General features: G+C 62.8%; 14 protein-coding genes. 10 read left to right on the top strand and 4 right to left on the bottom strand.

The features are described 5' to 3' along the window. The first annotated feature begins 270 nt into the window (after window positions 1-270). From ACK6AU_RS27585 to ACK6AU_RS27540, 10 genes are all read left to right on the top strand, one after another. Complete coding sequence (locus ACK6AU_RS27585; protein ID WP_185698853.1) at window positions 271-1548, top strand: alkane 1-monooxygenase; 1278 nt, start codon at window positions 271-273, stop codon at window positions 1546-1548. A gap of 155 nt (window positions 1549-1703) precedes the next feature. Further along, a complete protein-coding gene (gene praA, locus ACK6AU_RS27580; RefSeq protein ID WP_185698854.1) occupies window positions 1704-2195 on the top strand; it encodes an alkane oxidation protein activator PraA in 492 nt (163 codons plus the stop codon). Window positions 2196-2397: 202 nt separating this feature from the next. After that, entirely contained in the window at window positions 2398-2880 is a 483-nt protein-coding gene (gene praB, locus ACK6AU_RS27575) for an alkane oxidation protein activator PraB (protein ID WP_409302666.1), read from the top strand. Window positions 2881-3062: 182 nt separating this feature from the next. Next, entirely contained in the window at window positions 3063-3554 is a 492-nt protein-coding gene (gene praB / locus ACK6AU_RS27570; RefSeq protein WP_409302664.1) for an alkane oxidation protein activator PraB, read from the top strand. A 449-nt stretch (window positions 3555-4003) separates the two neighbouring features. Then, window positions 4004-5455, top strand: a complete 1452-nt coding sequence (locus tag ACK6AU_RS27565; protein WP_409302662.1) for an outer membrane protein transport protein — start codon at window positions 4004-4006, stop codon at window positions 5453-5455. 268 nt (window positions 5456-5723) lie between these two features. Further along, window positions 5724-8273, top strand: a complete 2550-nt coding sequence (locus tag ACK6AU_RS27560) for an acyl-CoA dehydrogenase (protein ID WP_409302660.1) — start codon at window positions 5724-5726, stop codon at window positions 8271-8273. A 30-nt stretch (window positions 8274-8303) separates the two neighbouring features. Beyond that, a complete protein-coding gene (locus ACK6AU_RS27555) occupies window positions 8304-9656 on the top strand; it encodes a 3-oxoacyl-ACP reductase (RefSeq protein ID WP_185698858.1) in 1353 nt (450 codons plus the stop codon). Between the two features lie 3 nt (window positions 9657-9659). Then, window positions 9660-10550 (top strand): MaoC family dehydratase, encoded by an 891-nt coding sequence (locus ACK6AU_RS27550; RefSeq protein WP_409302658.1) that lies wholly within the window; start codon window positions 9660-9662, stop codon window positions 10548-10550. After that, window positions 10550-11848, top strand: coding sequence for an acetyl-CoA C-acetyltransferase (locus ACK6AU_RS27545; protein ID WP_409302656.1), 1299 nt, complete (start codon window positions 10550-10552; stop codon window positions 11846-11848). Before ACK6AU_RS27550 ends, ACK6AU_RS27545 begins: the two co-directional genes overlap by 1 nt. 19 nt (window positions 11849-11867) lie before the next feature. Beyond that, a complete protein-coding gene (locus tag ACK6AU_RS27540; RefSeq protein ID WP_409302654.1) occupies window positions 11868-13571 on the top strand; it encodes an AMP-binding protein in 1704 nt (567 codons plus the stop codon). Between the two features lie 231 nt (window positions 13572-13802). On the opposite strand, the gene ACK6AU_RS27535 is transcribed toward ACK6AU_RS27540, so the two are convergent. Genes ACK6AU_RS27535 through ACK6AU_RS27520 form a run of 4 tightly spaced genes read right to left on the bottom strand, consistent with a single transcriptional unit; the run spans window position 13803 to window position 18444 of the window. Further along, complete coding sequence (locus ACK6AU_RS27535) at window positions 13803-15098, bottom strand: efflux RND transporter periplasmic adaptor subunit (RefSeq protein ID WP_409302652.1); 1296 nt, start codon at window positions 15096-15098, stop codon at window positions 13803-13805. Further along, the gene (locus tag ACK6AU_RS27530) at window positions 15079-16578 is read right to left on the bottom strand and encodes a TolC family protein (protein ID WP_409302650.1); all 1500 of its coding nucleotides are present in this window, start codon (window positions 16576-16578) and stop codon (window positions 15079-15081) included. Before ACK6AU_RS27530 ends, ACK6AU_RS27535 begins: the two co-directional genes overlap by 20 nt. Next, window positions 16571-17770: an ABC transporter permease gene (locus ACK6AU_RS27525; protein WP_409302648.1), complete on the bottom strand. Its 1200-nt coding sequence runs from the start codon at window positions 17768-17770 to the stop codon at window positions 16571-16573. The genes ACK6AU_RS27530 and ACK6AU_RS27525 overlap by 8 nt, the downstream gene beginning before the upstream one ends. Beyond that, window positions 17767-18444, bottom strand: coding sequence for an ABC transporter ATP-binding protein (locus ACK6AU_RS27520; protein WP_409302669.1), 678 nt, complete (start codon window positions 18442-18444; stop codon window positions 17767-17769). The genes ACK6AU_RS27525 and ACK6AU_RS27520 overlap by 4 nt, the downstream gene beginning before the upstream one ends. Window positions 18445-18550: the final 106 nt, after the last annotated feature.

The following is an 18550-nucleotide window of genomic DNA, read 5'->3' as shown; positions in this document are numbered from 1 at the left end:
CGGGGGCCCGGCGACGACTTTGGCAGCAGCTGTAACTGCTTTATGGGCGACATTCAGAACAGACTGAAAAAATAGTTGACGAGCTATCGAATCCGCGCTATTTCTTTTAAAAAAATGTTTTGAATGTTTTTTTTGAAAGTGCAATTGAGTGGTTAAAATAATGAAAATACCGCCATTTCACGCTTCATCTTCATTCATTCACGCTTCGGACAGCGCTGATGCGCTTTCCTTTATAGCATCCTTGTCCACTGCCATCCTGCGGAGGCTGCCATGAGTATTTCAGTGGCGGCACCTCAAGTCTGGACCGATGGCAAGCGTCACTTGTGGTGGCTGGGTACCTTGCCCATGATCACCCCCTTGTTGTCTGGAGTGTTCGCGCTCCTTACCGGAATCCAGCTGTCCTGGTGGATCGGAGTATTGGTGATCTTCGGCCTGATCCCCTTGATCGACGGCCTGATTGGCGAAGACACCAGCAACCCGCCTGAATCCGCCGTTCCAGACCTGGAAAAACAACCCTACTACCGTTTCATCGTCTACAGCTGCGCCGTGCTCTCGGTGCTGTCCCTGATAGTCACCGCCTGGATGGCGGTCCATGGGGTGGACTGGATCATGGCCGGGGGCCTGGTCCAGCTGAGCGAACAGCTGCACCTGCAGGGCGGCCTGGCGAACTTCGCGGCATTCGTTACCGAACGTTCGCAATTGCACGGCAGCGTGACCTGGTTCACCTACCTGGGCATGGCCATGTCCACCGGGGCGGCCACTGGCATCGCCATCAACATCGCCCATGAGCTGGGGCACAAGAACCTGCCGATGGCCAAGTTCCTGGCCAAGCTGGCCCTGGCCTCGACCTTCTATGGACACTTCTTCGTCGAGCACAACCGCGGGCACCATGTCCGCGTGGCCACACCGGAAGACCCCGCCAGTTCGCGTCTCGGCGAGTCGTTCTGGAGCTTCCTGCCTCGCACCGTCTGGTTCAGCCTGCGTTCGGCCTGGCACCTGGAGAGCGAGCGGTTGCGCAAGCAGGGCCTGCCGACCTTGCACTGGAAAAACACTGTGCTCAGCTCCTGGGCCTACAGCGCGGTGCTGTGGGGCGTGCTGATCGCCTGGCTGGGCGCTGCGGTGATCCCGTTCCTGGTGATCCAGGGCATCTACGGTTTCTCCCTGCTGGAGGTGGTGAACTACGTGGAGCACTACGGCCTGCTGCGTCAGAAACAGGCCAACGGTCGCTACGAGCGCTGCTCGCCACGTCACTCCTGGAACAGCAACCGGATCGTCACCAACATCTTCCTGTTCCAACTACAGCGGCATTCGGACCACCATGCCAACCCGACCCGTGCGTACCAGGCCTTGCGCCACTTCGACGAGTCCCCGCAACTGCCCTACGGCTACGCCACCATGATCGTCTGGGCCTACGTGCCGTTCCTCTGGCGCCGGCTGATGGATCACCGGGTGCTGGCTCACTACTCGGGTGACGTGCGGCTGGCCAATATCCACCCGGCCAAGCGCGCCGAGATCCTCAAGCGTTACGGCTTCAACGCAACCGATTGAGATACCGCTTTTAGCTTTACTGCTCACCGCCTCAAGTGCTCGTGAACAGGTTGTGTTCGCCTGTGATTCGCCCCTTGAGCGGTGAGCAAAGCAAGACAGAAGTCCTTGAACACGTTGACCGACAACAACAATAAGCAACTGTAAGGAAGTCACGGATGTCTATCTCACCGCTATTCGCAGCCCGTCTGTTCGTGGTCCTTGTGGGGGTGTCGCTGATGGGCGCGGCCGAGGCCGCGCGTATCGAGCCAGCCAATACGCCGTTCACCGCCAAGGGCCCCATCAGTTTCGCCAAGAGCATCATCAACGCCGACTGCACCATCCAGGTCAGCGGCAAGGTCAGCGCCGACGGCAGCTATGCCAGTGTCGAGAAAGTCGATTTCAGCGGCGGGCTCAAGTGTGGCCAGGTCGAAGCCACGCACTTGCCCTGGAAGCTGGTCGCCAAGGATGAAACCAGCGGCGCCATGTCCGGTATCCGAGTCACGGTGCACGCACCCCTGGTGGGGGGCGAGTGCGGGCCGAGCACCGCCGAAGGCAGCTGGAACAACAGCACCGGCAAGCTCGAAGCGGCCCAGGTCAGCCTCGACGGCGGCTGCACCATCAAGACCGTATCGATCCAGATGCCACCCACGTTCCGGGTGGCGCCCTGAGTAGAAACAGAATCCAAGGAGGGACGCTGATGATCTTGCAAGCGATTGGACAGCCCCGGCTGTCCAAGCGGCACCGATATCACCCTGGCGCGCTCCAGTATCGAATTCGGTCGAACCGGAGTGCCGATGGCGTCATCGACAACCTGGCGAGGCTGATAACCCCCTGGCAACAACTGTTGCCTAATTCTTGAGGAAAACAACAATGCAAAGCATCAAGACTCTGGTATCCGTCGCTTCCTTCGCCATCTGCCTCGGCGCCGCGTCGATGGCCAGCGCAGCGACTATCAGCCCTACCGGTCCGTTCTCGGCTCCGGGCTCTATCACTGTCACTTCGCCTGCGTCGCTCAATCAGCCGGTGACCTGCAACATCAACTTCACCGGCACCGTGAACGGCCCTAACGCCACCATCACTAGTGCCACTGTCAGCGGTGCCAACGCACTGTGCGGTGTACCGGTATTGCTGAACCTGCCTTGGACTCTGACTCCCGCAAACAGCACTTCGGGTACTGTGTCTGGCGTGAACTTCAAGATTCTCAGCGACTGCAGCGCTACTCCGGTCACCATCAATATTGCCTGGAACAACGGGACCAACACCCTGAGCGTTCCTTCGGCGCAAACCGTCGGCAAGTGCAAGATCACTGCTTTGAGCGTCAACCCAAATCCACGTTTCACTGTATCGAACTGATGCAGGTGTAAGTTTCTAGCCTGCTGATCACTGGCTGGAAAAACAGGCACCTCGCTTGGGGTGCCTGTTGCAAGGTGCTTGAGACCGATCTGTAACGTAACTGAAAGTTGAGGTGTGATGCATTAACTAACAATAACTTGAATGGATATCTGGTCGAGTCCAAACGTGAGAGGTATAACGCGATGAACACTGTAAAAACTCTGTTTTCTGTGGCTTCTTGTGTTATCTGTCTGGGCGTGACGTCGATGGTCAACGCGGCGACCATTGAACCTAAAGGGGCAAATTTCACTGCCCCGGGCACTATTACGGTAAGGTCTCCCGCCTCACTTTATATACCGGTGAGCTGTAATATTAATTTCAGCGGCAATGTGACGGCAGATGGTTCCAAGGCCATGATCACCGGTGCCACTGTCAGCGGTAGTAATCGCCTCTGCCGTGTACCGGTGTTGAAGAACCTGCCTTGGACCTTGACTGCTACGAGTACCACCAGCGGCACCGTCTCCGGTGTCATGTTCCAAGTTCTTTCTGATTGTAGCGATACTCCAGCGACTATCACTGGCAACTGGAGCAATGATCAAAATCGACTGTGGATCAGCTCTCCGCAGCAGGTGGGAAATTGCACGATCACTAATTTGAGTGTCAATCCAAATCCGCGCTTCAAGGTATCGGAATGAAACAGGATCGAACGCTGTAAGTGTGCGAGTAGCGCTGAAAATAGGCACTTCTTTCGAAGTGCCTATTCTAAGGGGTTGAGCTGGCCATGATTGTTTTATGTCATGTATCAAAGCACAGAGCCGGTCTTGGAGTTTGGTGTTTTCAGTTTTGTTGCAGGTGCTATTCATAAGATTTTGGGTTTTCGCGAGCGCAATTTTTTTCAGCAACAATAATGTTGGTTTTTAGTGCCTTGAATGTCACTTGGGCGCAGGCGATTGATATTTTTAATATCACGGCTCCGTTACCCAGCTCCGGATTTTAGGGGGGCGCCATAACCATATATGAACGGCCATTTTTTGCTTTAACTGGAAACAGGCGCCTCACCGCAGATGCCTGCTGCAATACCCAGGATCGGTGGGGCAACCGATCGCAGCCGATAACAATAAGTAAGGTAAGTAAGGAGTAGGGCATGGATAACAAGAAATACAAACTCCAGGCGGCCATTGGCCTGGCAGTGTTGGGAAGCCTCATCGGCTCTGGCTCGGTGCAGGCGGGTGGTTTCGCTACTCCGACCTACGGGGCTCCTGGGTGGGGTCGAGCCTTCGGGGGAGGCTCGCTGTTCAAGAACGACCCCAGTGCGGCGTTCAACAACCCGGCGGCCATGGCTTTTATCGATCGCAACATCGTCCATCTGACGGTCGACTACGCTCGCATCAAGATGAAGTACAAAGGTGATGCCTATGATTATCAGGGGCAGCCGGCAACCATGCTGCCTGTGGATGGGGGCGGCATTCCAGCGCTTGAGGCTGTTCCCCTGAATGGCAATGGCGGCCAGGGCGGTTTTACCGCCTGGTTGCCGACAGGGTTCATGGTGATGCCGATCAATGATCGGTTCGCCTTCGGTCTCAGCCAGGTGGTGCCCATGGGCATGCGCAGTACCTGGGACCAGAACGGCTCCAAGCTCCGTGACTTTGCGGTCGATACCAAGATCGAGACCGTGGGCCTGACCGGCTCCTTGTCGTACAAGGTCAGGGATGACTTTTCCGTGGGGGGAGGGCTCATCGTCCAGCGAAGCCAGGGCTTCGTCAGCCAGAACCTCAACCTCAGCGGGGCCGCGGCACTCTCTCCTGGATTGGGGGAGTCGTTGAAAGGTTTTCCATCAGGAGCAGGGGCGAACCTGATGCGGGTGAAGGTGGACAACACCTCGGTAGGCTGGTTCACCGGGGTGGTCTGGAAACCCACCGATCGTGACACCCTGGGCCTGAACTATCACGCCAAGATCAAGAACAATATGAAGGGCCGCTACAATATCCATGCCGATGAACTGGGGCGCCAACATATGACGTTCCCAGCGTTCGGCGACAAGACCCTGGTTGAAGCGGCCTATCCCGGCCTGCAGCTGTTCCCGGACGGAGCCAAGGCTTCTGCAGAACTGGACGTTCCTGCAACCGCCGGCCTGGACTGGGTGCATGTGTTCGATGATCGCTTCACCATGGGCGCCAGCCTGCTCTGGACCCAATGGTCATCGTTCAAGGACCTGACCCTCAAGTCCCAAGGCAACACCATCGTCTCCATCCCGTATAAGTACAAAGACACCATGATGTACTCCCTGGGCGGCGACTATCGCCTCACCGACCAGCTGACCTTGCGTGCCGGTGTGGCATTCGACGAGACCCCGACCCGCAGCTCGACCCGTGACCCGCGGATTCCGGACAACGATCGCTGGTTCACCTCCCTGGGCTTTGGCTATGACATCAAGGCCATTCCCGGCCTGACCATCGACGGCGCCTACTCGCGGCAATTCGTCAAGGAAGCCAAACTCAAGACCGTCAACCAGGACCGCCTCGGCGGTTCCCGCCTGGACGGCAAGGTCGATGCCAAGGGTGAAGTGGTGAGCCTCTCCGCCACCTATAGCTTCTAAGGACGAAGCACCGCCAGAGCCAACGGCAGCGCCAAAGGATTGCGCTGCTGTCGTTGGCTGAACGGGCCGTTCCAGGGCCCGTTTTCATTCATTTTTCCAACCCCCAGGCTGACTCCGTTCGGCCATTTCGTTTTGCTGAAATTCGTTAAATAAAAATTTCAAAATAAAATTTGAAACGCGCTTGGTTCCTTTGTAGTGTGGTTTCCGAGGGGCCGGCACAACGCCCGGGCTCCAAGGAGCTGTCTCGTTAGAACAAGAGAGGTATTCCATGATTGTCTGGTTATTGGTGGGAGTTGCCGCGGCGCTGGCCCTGGCGTATCGACAGGCGAGCGCGGCCCTGTGGCTGGGCGCCGGCCTGGTGTGGCTGGCGGCTGGTCATCTGCTGGGCCTGGTGGGCACCCTGGGGCTGGTCCTGGGCGTGTTGCTGGTGGTGCTGCCAGCGGCCCTGATGACGGTCAAGCCCCTGCGCCGTGTCTTGCTCACCAGCAAGGCCCTGGCGATGTTTCGCAAGATCATGCCGGCCATGTCCGATACCGAACGCGCGGCCATCGAGTCCGGCACCGTGTGGTGGGATGCCGAGCTGTTCAGCGGCAAGCCCGACTGGAAGCGCCTGCTGGGCGCCGCGCCGGCCAGCCTGAGCGCCGAGGAACAGGCGTTCATGGACAACGAAGTGGAAACCCTGTGCGACATGGCCAACGACTGGGAAACCACCCAGGTCTGGCAGGACCTGTCGCCCAAGGCCTGGCAGTACACCAAGGATGCCGGCTTCCTGGGGATGATCATTCCCAAGCAGTACGGCGGCAAGGGTTTCTCCCACTATGCCCATTCCCAGGTGGTGATGAAGCTCTCCACCCGCTGCTCGGCGGCGGCGATCTCGGTCATGGTGCCCAACTCCCTGGGCCCGGCCGAGCTGCTGCTGCACTACGGCACCGAGGCCCAGCGCCAGTACTACCTGCCGCGCCTGGCCCGTGGCGAAGACATTCCATGCTTTGCCCTGACCAGCCCCTATGCCGGTTCCGACGCCGGGGCCATTCCCGATACTGGCGTGGTCTGCAAGGGCCAGTTCGAGGGCCAGGAGGTCCTGGGCTTTCGTGTCACCTGGGACAAGCGCTACATCACCCTGGGGCCGATCGCCACCGTGCTGGGCCTGGCCTTTCGCGCCGAAGACCCGGACGGCCTGCTGGGCAAGAAGGGCAGCCTGGGCATCACCTGCGCACTGATTCCCACCACCCATCCGGGAGTGAATACCGGACGTCGGCATTGGCCGCTGAACGCGGTGTTCCAGAACGGCCCGACCACCGGCAAGGATGTATTCATTCCCCTGGAGTGGGTGATTGGCGGCGCGGCGCAGGTGGGCAACGGCTGGCGCATGCTGATGGAGTGCCTGGCCGCCGGTCGGGCGATTTCCCTGCCGTCGTCCAACGTCGGCCTGGGCAAGGTCGCGGTCCGTGGCACCACCGCCTATGCGGCGATGCGCAAGCAGTTCGGCCTGCCCATCGGCAAGTTCGAGGGCGTCCAGGCGCCCCTGGCGCGCATGTCCGGGCACCTGTACGCCTGTGATTCGGTGCGCCGGGTGTCGGTGGCCTCCCTGGATGCCGGCGAGAAACCCTCGGTGATCTCGGCCATCGCCAAGTACCACGTCACCGAGCGCGCGCGGATCATCGTCAACGACGGCATGGATATCGTCGCCGGCAAGGGCATCTGCATGGGGCCCAACAACTTCCTGGCCCGCGCCTACCAGCAGAGCCCGATCGCCATCACCGTGGAAGGCGCGAACATCATGACCCGCTGCCTGATCATCTACGGCCAGGGGCTGATCCGTTGCCATCCTTATGTGTTCCGCGAGATGGAGGCGGCTCGCGAGACCGGGCGCAAGGGCCTGGAAGCGTTCGATAGCGCCATGTTCGGCCACATCAGCTTCGTCTTTGCCAACACCGTGCGCGCGGCCGTGCATGCGGTTACCGGCGGGCGCCTGATCAAGGCCCCGGGCAACACCGACAAGGCCCTGGCGCCTTACTACCGCCAGGTCGAGCGCCTGTCGGTGGTACTGGCCCTGGCCTCGGACATCTCCATGGGCGTGCTGGGCGGCGCGCTCAAGCGTAAGGAAAGCATCACCGGGCGCTTGGGCGACATCCTCTCCCAGCTGTACATCCTGTCCTGCGTGTTCAAACGCTTCGAGGACGACGGCCGGCCCCAGGCCGACCTGCCCCTGGTGCACTGGGCTGCCCAGGATGCACTGCTGCGAGCTCACGAGGCCCTGGCCGAGGTGCTGGAAAACTACCCGTCCAAGGCGGCGGCGCGGATCATTCGTGGCCTGAGCTTCCCGTTGGGCATCCCTCAGCGTAAGCCCAGCGATCATCTGCTGGCACAGGTGGCGGAACTGGTGCAGACCCCGGGCGCGACCCGCGACCGCCTGCTGGCCGACTCCTACATCCCGCAACCAGATATCGACAAGCTGGCCTACGGCGAACTGGCGTTCCGTCTGCAACCGCAGGTCGAGCTGATCGAGGCGCGACTCAAGCCGGCGATCAAGCAGGGCACCCTGGGGCCGCTGCCGATCTCCCGCGACGCCTTCGAGGTATGGCGGCTCAAGGCCCGGGAACTGCAATTGATCAGCCAGGACGAGGACGAGTTGCTCGACCGCTACGTGGAATACGGCGACCACGCGATCCAGGTAGACGACTTCCCGCAGGATTTCGGTCTGTTGGAGGCCTTGCAACAACGCCAGGCGCATTTCGAACAAAGCGCCAAGCCGGCCTCGCGCAAGCGCAGCGCCAGCAGCGAAGACGCGGTGACGGCCAGCGATTCGGCCTATTGATCTTCTACTGGTTTTGATTGGAATCCTTATATGTCCGACGGTTATCTTTCGTTCGTCAATTCCGGGTGGGGCCGTTGGCTGGCCCAGCGCACCGGCCTGCCACAACCGGTGCCGCTGCAGCGCAACCGCGAGGGGCAGGGCGGCAACCTGATCAACCCGGTGATCCTCGCTGCGGCGCCCGAGGGGCGCCTGCTGGGCGAGCTGCAACGGATCTTCGCCGCCACCGATATCGTGGCGGCGCAGGCCGCAAGCATCAACGCGCCCTCGACCGTGAAGGTCCAGGGCGTGGTGTTCGATGCCACCGGGCTGGGCGACGTCGCCCAGCTCGATGAGCTGTATCGCGTCTTCCATGCCAACGTCCGGCGCCTGACCGCCCATGGCCGGGTGCTGATCCTGGGGACGCCGCCGGAGCGTTGTACGGAACTGGCCCAGGCCGTGGCCCAGCGCGCGCTGGAAGGTTTCGTGCGCTCCCTGGGCAAGGAACTGCGCCGGGCCATCACCGTACAACTGCTGTATGTCGAGCCCGGTGCCGAAGCCGAGCTGGACAGCAGCCTGCGCTTCTTTCTGTCCCGGCGCTCGGCCTATGTCTCGGGCCAGGTGGTGCGCATCGGCGAACCGGTGGATGTGCCTCGGCAGCTGGATTGGGAGCGCCCCCTGGGAGGGCGCCGGGCCCTGGTTACCGGCGCCTGTCGCGGCATCGGCCTGGCCATCGCCAAGGTCCTGGCGCGCGAAGGCGCCCAGGTGGTGTGCCTGGACATCCCGCAGAGCGAGGCCGAGCTGCAACAGGCCGCCGCCAGCCTGGGTGGCAGCGCCCTGGCCCTGGACATCACCGCGGCCGATGCCGGCCAGCGCCTGCTGGCGTTCGTCGCTGAGCAGGGCGCTTTCGATATCGTGGTGCATAACGCCGGCATCACCCTGGACAAGACCCTGGCGAAGATGACCGAGGCCGCCTGGCGCAAGGTCATGGCCGTCAACCTGCAAGCGCCGTTGCTGCTCAGCCAGGCGCTGTTGGAGGGGCAGGGGCTCAATCCAGGCGGGCGGATTGTCTGCGTGTCGTCGATCTCCGGTATCGCCGGCAATCTCGGCCAGAGCAACTACGCCACCTCCAAGGCGGGGGTCATCGGCCTGGTCCAGGCCCTGGCGCCCCTGGCGGCCCGCCAGCAGATCACGGTCAACGGCGTGGCTCCGGGATTCATCGAAACCCAGATGACCGCGAAGATCCCGTTGATGATCCGCGAGGCGGGACGGCGGATGAACTCCATGTCCCAGGGCGGGCAGGCGGTGGATGTGGCCGAGACCATCGCTTGGCTGGCCCATCCGGCTTCCGGCGGGATCAATGGACAGGTGGTCCGCGTCTGCGGGCAAAGCCTGCTGGGAGCCTGAGCCATGAGCGCCGATTCCGTGATTCGCATCATCGAGCCGCCACCGTCCCGTGGCCAGTTGCTCTACGACGGCCTGCGCGGTTTGCGCAAGCCCAAGCTGGAGACTGCACCGCAGCTTCCTACCGAGCGCCTGGTGCGCCCGGCGGTGGAGCTGCAGGCGACGCAGGTCGCCCGTTATGCCCAGGCCTGCGGGTTCCGCCGCGAGCATGGGGTGCCGCTGTCGTTCCCCCATACCCTGGCGTTTCCCCTGCATCTGTTGCTGCTCACCAGCCGGACCTTTCCCTATCCGGCCAGTGGCATGGTCCACCTGGCCAACCGCATTCGCCAGCATCAGCGCCTGGAGGAGGGCCAGGCCCTGCGCCTGGAAGTCTTTGCCGAACGCTGGGTGGCTCATCCCAAGGGCCAGGCCCTGTCCATCGCCACTCGTGCCTTCAGTGGCGGCGGTCTGGTCTGGGAGGGCGACAGCCTGTACCTGCGCCGGGGCGTCTCCGGCCCTGTGGGCGAACCCTGGGCGGGCGCGCTGGAGCTGGACGAACAGGCCCTGGTACGCACCCAACGCTGGAGCCTGGCCGGGGACCTGGGCCGGCGTTTCGCCAAGGTCAGCGGCGACTTCAATCCGATCCACACCTCCTGGCTGGGGGCGCGGCTGTTCGGTTTCCGCCGGCCCATCGCCCATGGCATGTGGACCCTGGGCCGGGCCCTGGCGGCACAACAACCACCGCATCCGCTGGCCGTGGCGCAGCTGGATTGCGAGTTCAAGCTGCCGATCTTCCTGCCGGCCTCGGTGAGCCTGTGGAGTCGCGTGCCCGACGGCCCGCGCCATGAATTCGAAGTGCGCAACAGCGCGGGCGACAAGCCCCACATGCGCGGCCTACTGACCTGGGGAGCTCGGTAATGACTGAGTACAGTTTCAATCCGGCGCCGGTGCGCCGGGTGGCGATCATCGGTGGCAACCGGATTCCGTTCGCCCGTTCCAACACGGTGTACGCCAACGACAGCAACCAGGACCTGCTGGTGGCGGCCCTGCAAGGCCTGGTAGACAGGTACGGTCTTGCCGGGCAACGCCTGGGGGAGTTCGCCGCGGGGGCGGTGATCAAGCATTCGCGGGACTTCAACCTGGCCCGCGAGTGCGTGATGTCCACCACGCTGTCGCCGCAGACCCCGGCCTATGACATCCAGCAGGCCTGTGGTACCGGGCTGGAGGCGGCGCTGCTGGTGGCCAACAAGATCGCCGTGGGGCAGATCGAGGTGGGGATCGCCGGGGGCTCCGACACCACCTCCGACGCGCCCATCGGCATCAACGAGGGCTTGCGTCGCACCCTGCTCGCGGCCAATCGCGCCAAGGGCACCGGTAACAAGTTGCGCAGCTTGCTCAAGGTGCGCCCGGGGATGTTCTTCAAGCCGTTGCTGCCGCGTAACGGCGAGCCGCGCACCGGCCTGTCCATGGGCGAGCACTGCGAAGAAATGGCCAAGCGCTGGCAGATCAAGCGCCTGGCCCAGGACGAACTGGCCCTGGCCAGCCACCAACGGTTGAATGCGGCCTACCAGCGGGGCTTTTTCGACGACCTGATGACGCCGTATCGCGGCCTTGCGCGGGACAACAACCTGCGCGCCGACGCCAGCCTGGAAAAGCTCGCCGGGCTGGGGCCGGCCTATGACCGCAACAGCGGCACCCTGACGGCCGGCAATTCGACACCCTTGACCGATGGCGCCTCGGTGGTGCTGCTGGCCAGCGAGGAGTGGGCCGCGGCCAACAACCTGCCGGTGCTGGCCTACCTGCGCACCGGGGAGACCGCGGCGGTGAACTTCGTCGATGGCACCGAGGGCCTGCTGATGGCGCCGGCCTACGCGGTACCACGCATGCTGGCCCGGGAGGGGCTGGGGCTTGGCGATTTCGACTTCTATGAGATCCACGAAGCCTTCGCCGCCCAGGTGCTGTGCACCCTCAAGGCCTGGGAGGATGCCGACTACTGCCGGGACAAGCTCGGGCTCGAAGGGCCGCTGGGCAGCATCGACCGGGCCAAACTCAACGTCAACGGCGGCTCCCTGGGGTGCGGGCATCCTTTTGCCGCCACCGGCGGGCGCCTGCTGGCAGCCCTGGCCAAGGCCATCCACGAGCGCGGTGGAGGCCGCGGACTGATTTCCGTCTGTGCGGCAGGCGGGTTGGGTGTAACCGCCATCGTCGAAAAATAAAATAACAAGGAGACTGCCCATGAGCGTCGCAAGCCTGCAACCCGTCGAGCGTATCTGGCTCAACGCCTATATGCCGGGTGTACCCAGCGATATCGAAGCCGACATCGACCGCTATCAGTCATTGCGCGAGGTGTTTCTCGAACACGTGGACAAGTATCGACAACGGGTGGCCTATGTCAGCATCGGCACCGAGATGGGCTATGACCTGTGGGAAAAGCGCGTGTTCGCTTTCGCCGCCTGGTTGCAGTCCAAGGGCGTGAAGAAGGGCGACCGGGTGGCCTTGATGATGCCCAACTGCCTGCAATATCCGATCTGCCTGTTCGGGACGCTGCTGGTCGGCGCCATGGTGGTCAACGTCAACCCGCTGTACACCGCCCATGAGCTGCGCCACCTGCTCAAGGACAGCGGCGCCGAGACGGTGGTGATCTTCGAGAACTTCGCCCACACCCTGGAACAGGCCATGCCCGGGAGCAAGTTGAAGAACATCGTGGTGGCCTCCATCGGCGACCTGGTGGGCACCTTCAAGGGCGCAGCGCTGAATTTCATCCTGCGCCATGTGCAGAAGCAGGTGCCCAAGTTCAACCTGCCAGGTTCCATTGGCTTTCCGGCGATGATGAAGCTGGCGGCCGTGCTGGAGTACCGGCCGGTGGACCTTGCGCAGGACGACATCGCCTTCTTGCAGTACACCGGCGGCACCACGGGCGATGCCAAGGGCGCCATGCTCACCCACCGCAACATCCTGGCCAACCTGATGCAGGCCAAGGCCTGGGTCGGTGACCAGCTGGACGAGAACCAGCAGGAAACCAACGTCACCCTGCTGCCGCTGTACCACGTGCTGTCGCTGACGGTGAACTGCCTGATGTTCATGTGCCTGGGGGGGCGCAACATCCTGATCGCCAACCCCCGTGACGTGAAGCGGGTGCAGATGATCCTGCGCAAGGAGAAGTTCAACGGCATCGTCGGGGTCAACACCCTGTTCAATGGCCTGCTGGAGAACGAGGAGTTCCGCAGGCGCGACTTCTCCGACTTGAAGCTGACGATCGCCGGTGGCATGGCTACTCACACCGCCGTGGCCCAGCGCTGGAAGGAAGTCACCGGGGTGCCGATCGTCGAAGGTTATGGCCTGACCGAATGCTCGCCGGTGGTGAGCATCAGCCCGATCGAGGTTGCCCGTGTGCGCGAGAGTGATTTCAGCGGCACCATCGGGGTGCCGTTGCCGTCTACCTGGGTGCGCTTCATGCGCGAGGACGGCCAACTGGCGAAGATCGGCGAGGAGGGCGAGTTGCAGGTGCGTGGCCCACAGGTGATGAAGGGCTACTGGCAGCGGCCGGAGGAAACCGCCAAGGTCCTGGATCGCCATGGCTGGCTCTCCACCGGTGATATCGGGGTGATGAACGAACGGGGCTTCATCCGCTTGGTGGACCGCAAGAAGGACATGATCCTGGTGTCCGGCTTCAACGTCTACCCCAACGAGATCGAGGATGTGGTGGCCCTGCATCCTGGCGTGGCGGAGGTGGCGGCCATTGGCGTCGAGGATGGCGTGACAGGGGAGAAGGTGAAGATCTTCGTGGTACGCAAGGACCCGAACCTGACCCAGGAGCAATTGCTCGCCCATTGCCGCGAGTACCTCACTGGCTACAAGGTGCCGCGTTACGTCGAGTTCCGCACCGAAGAGCTACCCAAGACCACCGTCGGCAAGGTCCTGCGCCGGGCCCTGCGCTGAACCTGAGCGCAACGGAGATCTCGCGGGGGGCATGTGTTCCCCTGTAGGAGCGAAGCTTGCTCGCGATGGTCGTTAGCGGTAGCGCGTATTGGCTGGATAAACGCAGCGCCCTGAACGCCATCGCGGGCAAGCTTCGCGCCTGATTGCCTTAACCGATCGGCATTGCCCTGCGGGGCGTTTTTTATGCCTGCTGTTTCCACAAGGCTGGCAAGCCATGTCATTCCTGGGTGTTCACTGGCCCTCGGGCAGGCGTACCTGGCCGGCTTGCAGGCCGAACACTTCCACGCCCTCGGCTGTGGATTGGCCTGTGGTCACGGGCACTCGCCGGGCCGGCTGGTCGGCTGCGGGGCGGTACTCCACGCTCATGCCTTCGGCGCTGCGCTGGATCGCCGCGGGGGGCACCACGATCGCCTGGTCGTTGCTGTAGGTGATGATGGTCAGCCGGGCACTCATGCCCAGGCGCACCCGTTGCAGTTGCTCCGGGGCCAGCTTGGGAATCGACAGGGTCACCGGGAACTGAGCGCTACCGCCCGAGGCATCTGCCGGCAAGGCGAGGCTGCTGACGATGTCCACTTGGCCGCGAAGGCGCTCGCCATCGAAGCCATCGCCAAGAATCTCCACGCTTTGGCCCTGGCGTAGCTGGTTGATGTCCAGCTCCGAGACCTTGCTGACGATCTTCAGCTGTTCGATATTGGCCAGGCCGAACAGGGGCTGGCCCTGGCCGACCTTGCTGCCGTTCTGTATCGAGCCCGAGGTGGCGGCCGAGGCCGCTTGCGCCAGGGTGATCCCGGGGGCCGGCACGACGATCCCGGCAAAAGGTGCCTTGACGTCCTTGCCGGCGAGCAAGCTGCGCAAGGCCTCGTATTTGACCGTGGCATTGGTCAGTTCCATGTCGGCGATCTGGCGGTACTCGCCCTTGCCCTGTTCCTGTGCCTGCTGCAATTCGCCCTGGGCCGCGGTCAGGTCCATGCGTTGGGTCTGCAACTGCTGGGTCAGGTCATCCAGTTCGTTGCGGGGGATGATGCCCCGGTTGAACAGGTTCTGGCTTTCGTTGAGCTTGCGCTCGGTATTGCTGACGGTCATCTGCGAGGTTCGCAAGGTGCGTCGGGCCCTGGAGACTTGGGGGCTGTTGTTCCAATCCTGCAATTCCTGCACCGTGCGGCGCGCCTTAAGCTGTACCGACAAGGCTTCGCGCAACTGGATCTCGATCAGGCTCGGGTCCATTTTCAGCAGCACCTGGCCGGCTTCGACCCGCTGGCCCTGTTCCACCAGGTTGGCCAGCACATTGCCGTCGAAGGGCGCTACCAGGCTGATGGTCTGCAAGGGTTCGATCTTGCCCACCAGGCCGATCTGGTGGGTCAATGGCGCGTTGCTCACTTCGATCCACTGCCCTTTGCCGGGTTGCGGCTCGGCCGGGGTGCGATAGTTGACCGCGACGGCACCGGCCACGACCAACAGGGCGACGGCAACGCCAGCCTGGATACGGCGTTTGCGTAGTTTCTTGAGATCAGAAGTCGTTGAGCTCAATGTCCCAGGTCTCCAAGGTCGTGCCCAGCGTCAGGTCCAGTTGAGTCTGGGCGTTGAGGTAGGCAATAAGGGCGTTCAGGCGCGCGTTTTCGCTGGTGCGCAAATCATTTTCATAGCTCAGTACCTGAAAGTTGCTGGAGCGCCCGGCGCTGAGTTTTTCCCGTTCGATTTCCAGCTTGCGCCGCGATAACTCAACGGCACGCTGGGAGATTTCATACTGGCGCCAGCGCGTACCCAGGTCGCGCACCACATCGTTGACATTGCGTTCCAGTTCCTGGCGGGCCTCGGCAATGGTCAGCTCCTGCTTTTCCACGGCAATCCGGGCCTGGACCTCCGGCTGGCGGGTCCTGGGGTCACCGATGGGAATTTGCACCCGGACCCCGGCATAACTGTCCCAGTTGCGCCTCGAACCATCGCCGCTGTCATTATCGTAGCGATCGCGAATCTGATTGGCGCCGGCCACCAGCGAGACATCCCAGCGTCCCTGGTTCTTGGCCACGACCAGGTTCAGATCGGCCTGCTGGCTGCCCAGCAGGGTCGCCAGGTAGTTGGGCTGCTGGACCTGGGCCAGGCGCAGGGCCTCTTGGCGGCCAATGCTGATCTGCGTTGCCTGCAAAGCATCGCTGGCTCGGACCCGGGCCGACAGGTCCAGCGCCAGCAGGCGCAGCAGTGACAGGCGATTGCTGTCGACCTGATTGCGCGCATCCTCGACCCCCAGTTCCTGACTGGCGATATCGGCCTCGGTTTGCACGATCTCGAATTCGGCCATTCGGCCCGCGGCGATCAGGGCCCGGTTCACGTCGAGCAGGGCATTGGCCCGCTTGAGCGCCGCCTCCACGATGGTCAATTGCTCCTGGGCCCGAAGCAGGTCGCGGTAGGCGCTGATGACGGCCGAGATGGTTTGCGCCACGCCAGCCTTGAGGTTCAGGCGATTGGCCTGTTCGTTGAGGCGTGCCAGGCGCAGCGGCGCGGTGGTGACATCCCAGCCGGCGCCCTTGAGCAGCGGCTGGATAATGGCCAGGTCCAGCCCGTCCCGGCGGCTGTAACCGGCCCGGTTGGCATTGGTCAGCTCCTGGTTCCAGGCCATGCTCAGCCGAGTCCCGTATTCGGTGAGCAGGGTCGAGGAGGGCTTGAGCGTGGCGTTGCGTACACGGTCGTTAGTGCCTCTGTTGGCCTGGTAGCTGCCGTTGATGTCGAACTTGGGGTTGAAGGTGTCTTCCGCGACCAGCAGGTCGTATCTCTGCACGACACGGTCCAGGTAGGAGCTGCGGATCGTGCGGTTGTTGCGCAGCCCCAGGTAGACCGCGTCGGCAAGGGTCAGATCGACCTGCTGGCCCAGCAGCGTGGCGCCGTCCTGGTGCCCGCGGATATTGCGCATGCTGGGGGCCGATGCCTGGCTGAGCACATCCATCTCCTTGGCCAGGGCGAATGGGCTGAGCAGGCATGACCACAGCAACAGGGCGACGATACGTTCACTCATCCCGCAAGGCCTCCACCGGTTGCAGGGCAGAGGCCGAAAGCGCCGGATACAGGCCGAAGAACAGGCCGATGAGCAAGGTACTACCGACACCCAGTGGCAGTGAGGTGGACGCCAGGACGAACGCCCAACCGGAGACCCGGGCATAGAGATAGGCGGCGCTGATTCCCAGGAGCGCCCCTGACAAGGCCCCAACGGCTGTCAGGGTCACCGCCTCGAGCAGGAACAGGTTGCGAATGTCCCGGCGCCGGGCACCCAAGGCCATGCGGATACCGATCTCCCGGCGCCGCTCCGAGACGTTCATCAACATCACGTTCATGACGCCAACGCCACCGCCCACCAGGGAGATCCCCCCCAGCGCCATCAGCAAATAGCCAAAGGTGCGGCTTTGTCGGGTCATGCCATCGATGATCTGCTGTGGTATCTGGACCTCGACGCCCCGTCCCGGGACGAGTCTTTTCAATGCCTGCAGCAGGTCGCTGGCCACTTGGTTCATGTCCTGTGCCGGGGCCGCGCGGGCGATGAGGTTGCTGATCTGGGGCGAGGGGGAAATTCGCCGCATGCCTTCCAGCGGTATGAACAGCGAGTCGTTGGTCTGTACCGGGATCAATACCGCGGAGGGTTGTTCGCGCAGAATGCCGATGATCTGGAACAGGTAGTCGTTGACGCGGACTCGGTCCCCTAGCCGCAGCGGGTGATGGGGCGTACTCAAGGTCCGGGCGATGTTGGCGCCGATCACCGCATAGGTTTCACCCGCGTCGAATACCGAGAGAAAACGACCTTCCAGCAATTGCAGGCGCATGGCCTGGGCCAGCGGAGCGGTGCTGCCCACCAGGCCGGCATTGGTGCTTCGCCCCTGGAAGACCACCGGGCCGCTGAACAGTGACACGGGCGCGATATGCAGGATGTGTGGCAGGCGCTGATACAGGTAGTCGATATCCAGGACCGCAGGCATCTGGGCCTTGCTGCCTGATGTATCGGGAAACTGCACGGCGAGGGTATCGGTGCCCATGTCCTGGAAAATCGCCGCGGCGTCCTCTGCCGCGTTATGGCCGATGTTGATCAGGGCCACCACCGAGGAGCTGCCGATGACGATGCCCAGCAAAGCCAGGATCGAGCGCTTGCCCAGGGTCCGCAGGCTGACGAAGGCTTCGTGCAGCAGCTGGCTGGCGCTTTGCTCGAGCATCAGGCTCATGCCGGGCAGGCCTCTTGCACCACGCCGTTGTTGACCCGGATCTGCCGCTCCAGGCGCTGGGCGATGCCCGGGTCGTGGGTGACGATGATCAGGGTCACCTGGCGCTCGCGGTTCAGCGACAGCAACAGGTCCATGATGTCCCGGGCCGTGTGGCTGTCGAGGTTACCGGTGGGCTCGTCGGCCAGGATTACCGAGGGTTCGCCCACCAGCGCCCGGGCGATGGCCACCCGTTGCCGCTGGCCGCCGGACAGGTCCGCCGGGCGGTGATCGGCACGCTGGCCGAGCCCGACCTGGTCGAGCATGTGCATGGCCCGCTCCAGGGATTCGCGCCGGGCTACGCCGCGGTAGCTCAGGGGCAGGGCCACATTGTCCAGGGCGCTGAGGCGCGGCAGCAGGTTGAAGCTCTGGAACACGAAGCCGATCTGGCGGTTGCGGATCGCCGCCAACTGATCGGGGCTGGCGCGGAAGATATCGTGGCCAGCGAAGCGGTAGTCGCCGCTGTCGGGCAGGTCCAGCAGGCCGAGGATATTCAGCAGGGTGCTCTTGCCGGAGCCCGAGGCGCCGAGGATGGCGCAGCTTTCGCCGGCATCGATGGACAGGGAAACATTCTTGAGGATATGCAGAGGTTGTTCTGCCAGCCGATAGCTCTTGCCTATGCCCTGCAGGGAGATCAAACCTTGTTCGATTATCGTCTCTGTCATTGCTTACTGCGCCGGCTGGCTCGACGGCCTGTCTGGAAAAAACCACACCTGGGAAGTCTTCGGGGCAGTTTTTTGGAGC

This window comes from Pseudomonas sp. KCJK8993 (genome assembly GCF_046230915.1).
GTDB lineage: Bacteria > Pseudomonadota > Gammaproteobacteria > Pseudomonadales > Pseudomonadaceae > Aquipseudomonas > Aquipseudomonas piscis.
Note: the sequence above shows the minus strand (reverse complement) of the source record. Positions and strands in the feature narration are given on the sequence as shown.

What these genes read in the sequence shown, in the direction of transcription:
- ACK6AU_RS27585 (WP_185698853.1), top strand. Translation starts at nt 271, where the DNA reads ATGAGTATTTCAGTGGCGGCACCTCAAGTCTGGACCGATGGCAAGCGT.
- praA (WP_185698854.1), top strand. Translation starts at nt 1,704, where the DNA reads ATGTCTATCTCACCGCTATTCGCAGCCCGTCTGTTCGTGGTCCTTGTG.
- praB (WP_409302666.1), top strand. Translation starts at nt 2,398, where the DNA reads ATGCAAAGCATCAAGACTCTGGTATCCGTCGCTTCCTTCGCCATCTGC.
- praB (WP_409302664.1), top strand. Translation starts at nt 3,063, where the DNA reads ATGAACACTGTAAAAACTCTGTTTTCTGTGGCTTCTTGTGTTATCTGT.
- ACK6AU_RS27565 (WP_409302662.1), top strand. Translation starts at nt 4,004, where the DNA reads ATGGATAACAAGAAATACAAACTCCAGGCGGCCATTGGCCTGGCAGTG.
- ACK6AU_RS27560 (WP_409302660.1), top strand. Translation starts at nt 5,724, where the DNA reads ATGATTGTCTGGTTATTGGTGGGAGTTGCCGCGGCGCTGGCCCTGGCG.
- ACK6AU_RS27555 (WP_185698858.1), top strand. Translation starts at nt 8,304, where the DNA reads ATGTCCGACGGTTATCTTTCGTTCGTCAATTCCGGGTGGGGCCGTTGG.
- ACK6AU_RS27550 (WP_409302658.1), top strand. Translation starts at nt 9,660, where the DNA reads ATGAGCGCCGATTCCGTGATTCGCATCATCGAGCCGCCACCGTCCCGT.
- ACK6AU_RS27545 (WP_409302656.1), top strand. Translation starts at nt 10,550, where the DNA reads ATGACTGAGTACAGTTTCAATCCGGCGCCGGTGCGCCGGGTGGCGATC.
- ACK6AU_RS27540 (WP_409302654.1), top strand. Translation starts at nt 11,868, where the DNA reads ATGAGCGTCGCAAGCCTGCAACCCGTCGAGCGTATCTGGCTCAACGCC.
- ACK6AU_RS27530 (WP_409302650.1), bottom strand. Translation starts at nt 16,578, where the DNA reads ATGAGTGAACGTATCGTCGCCCTGTTGCTGTGGTCATGCCTGCTCAGC.
- ACK6AU_RS27525 (WP_409302648.1), bottom strand. Translation starts at nt 17,770, where the DNA reads ATGAGCCTGATGCTCGAGCAAAGCGCCAGCCAGCTGCTGCACGAAGCC.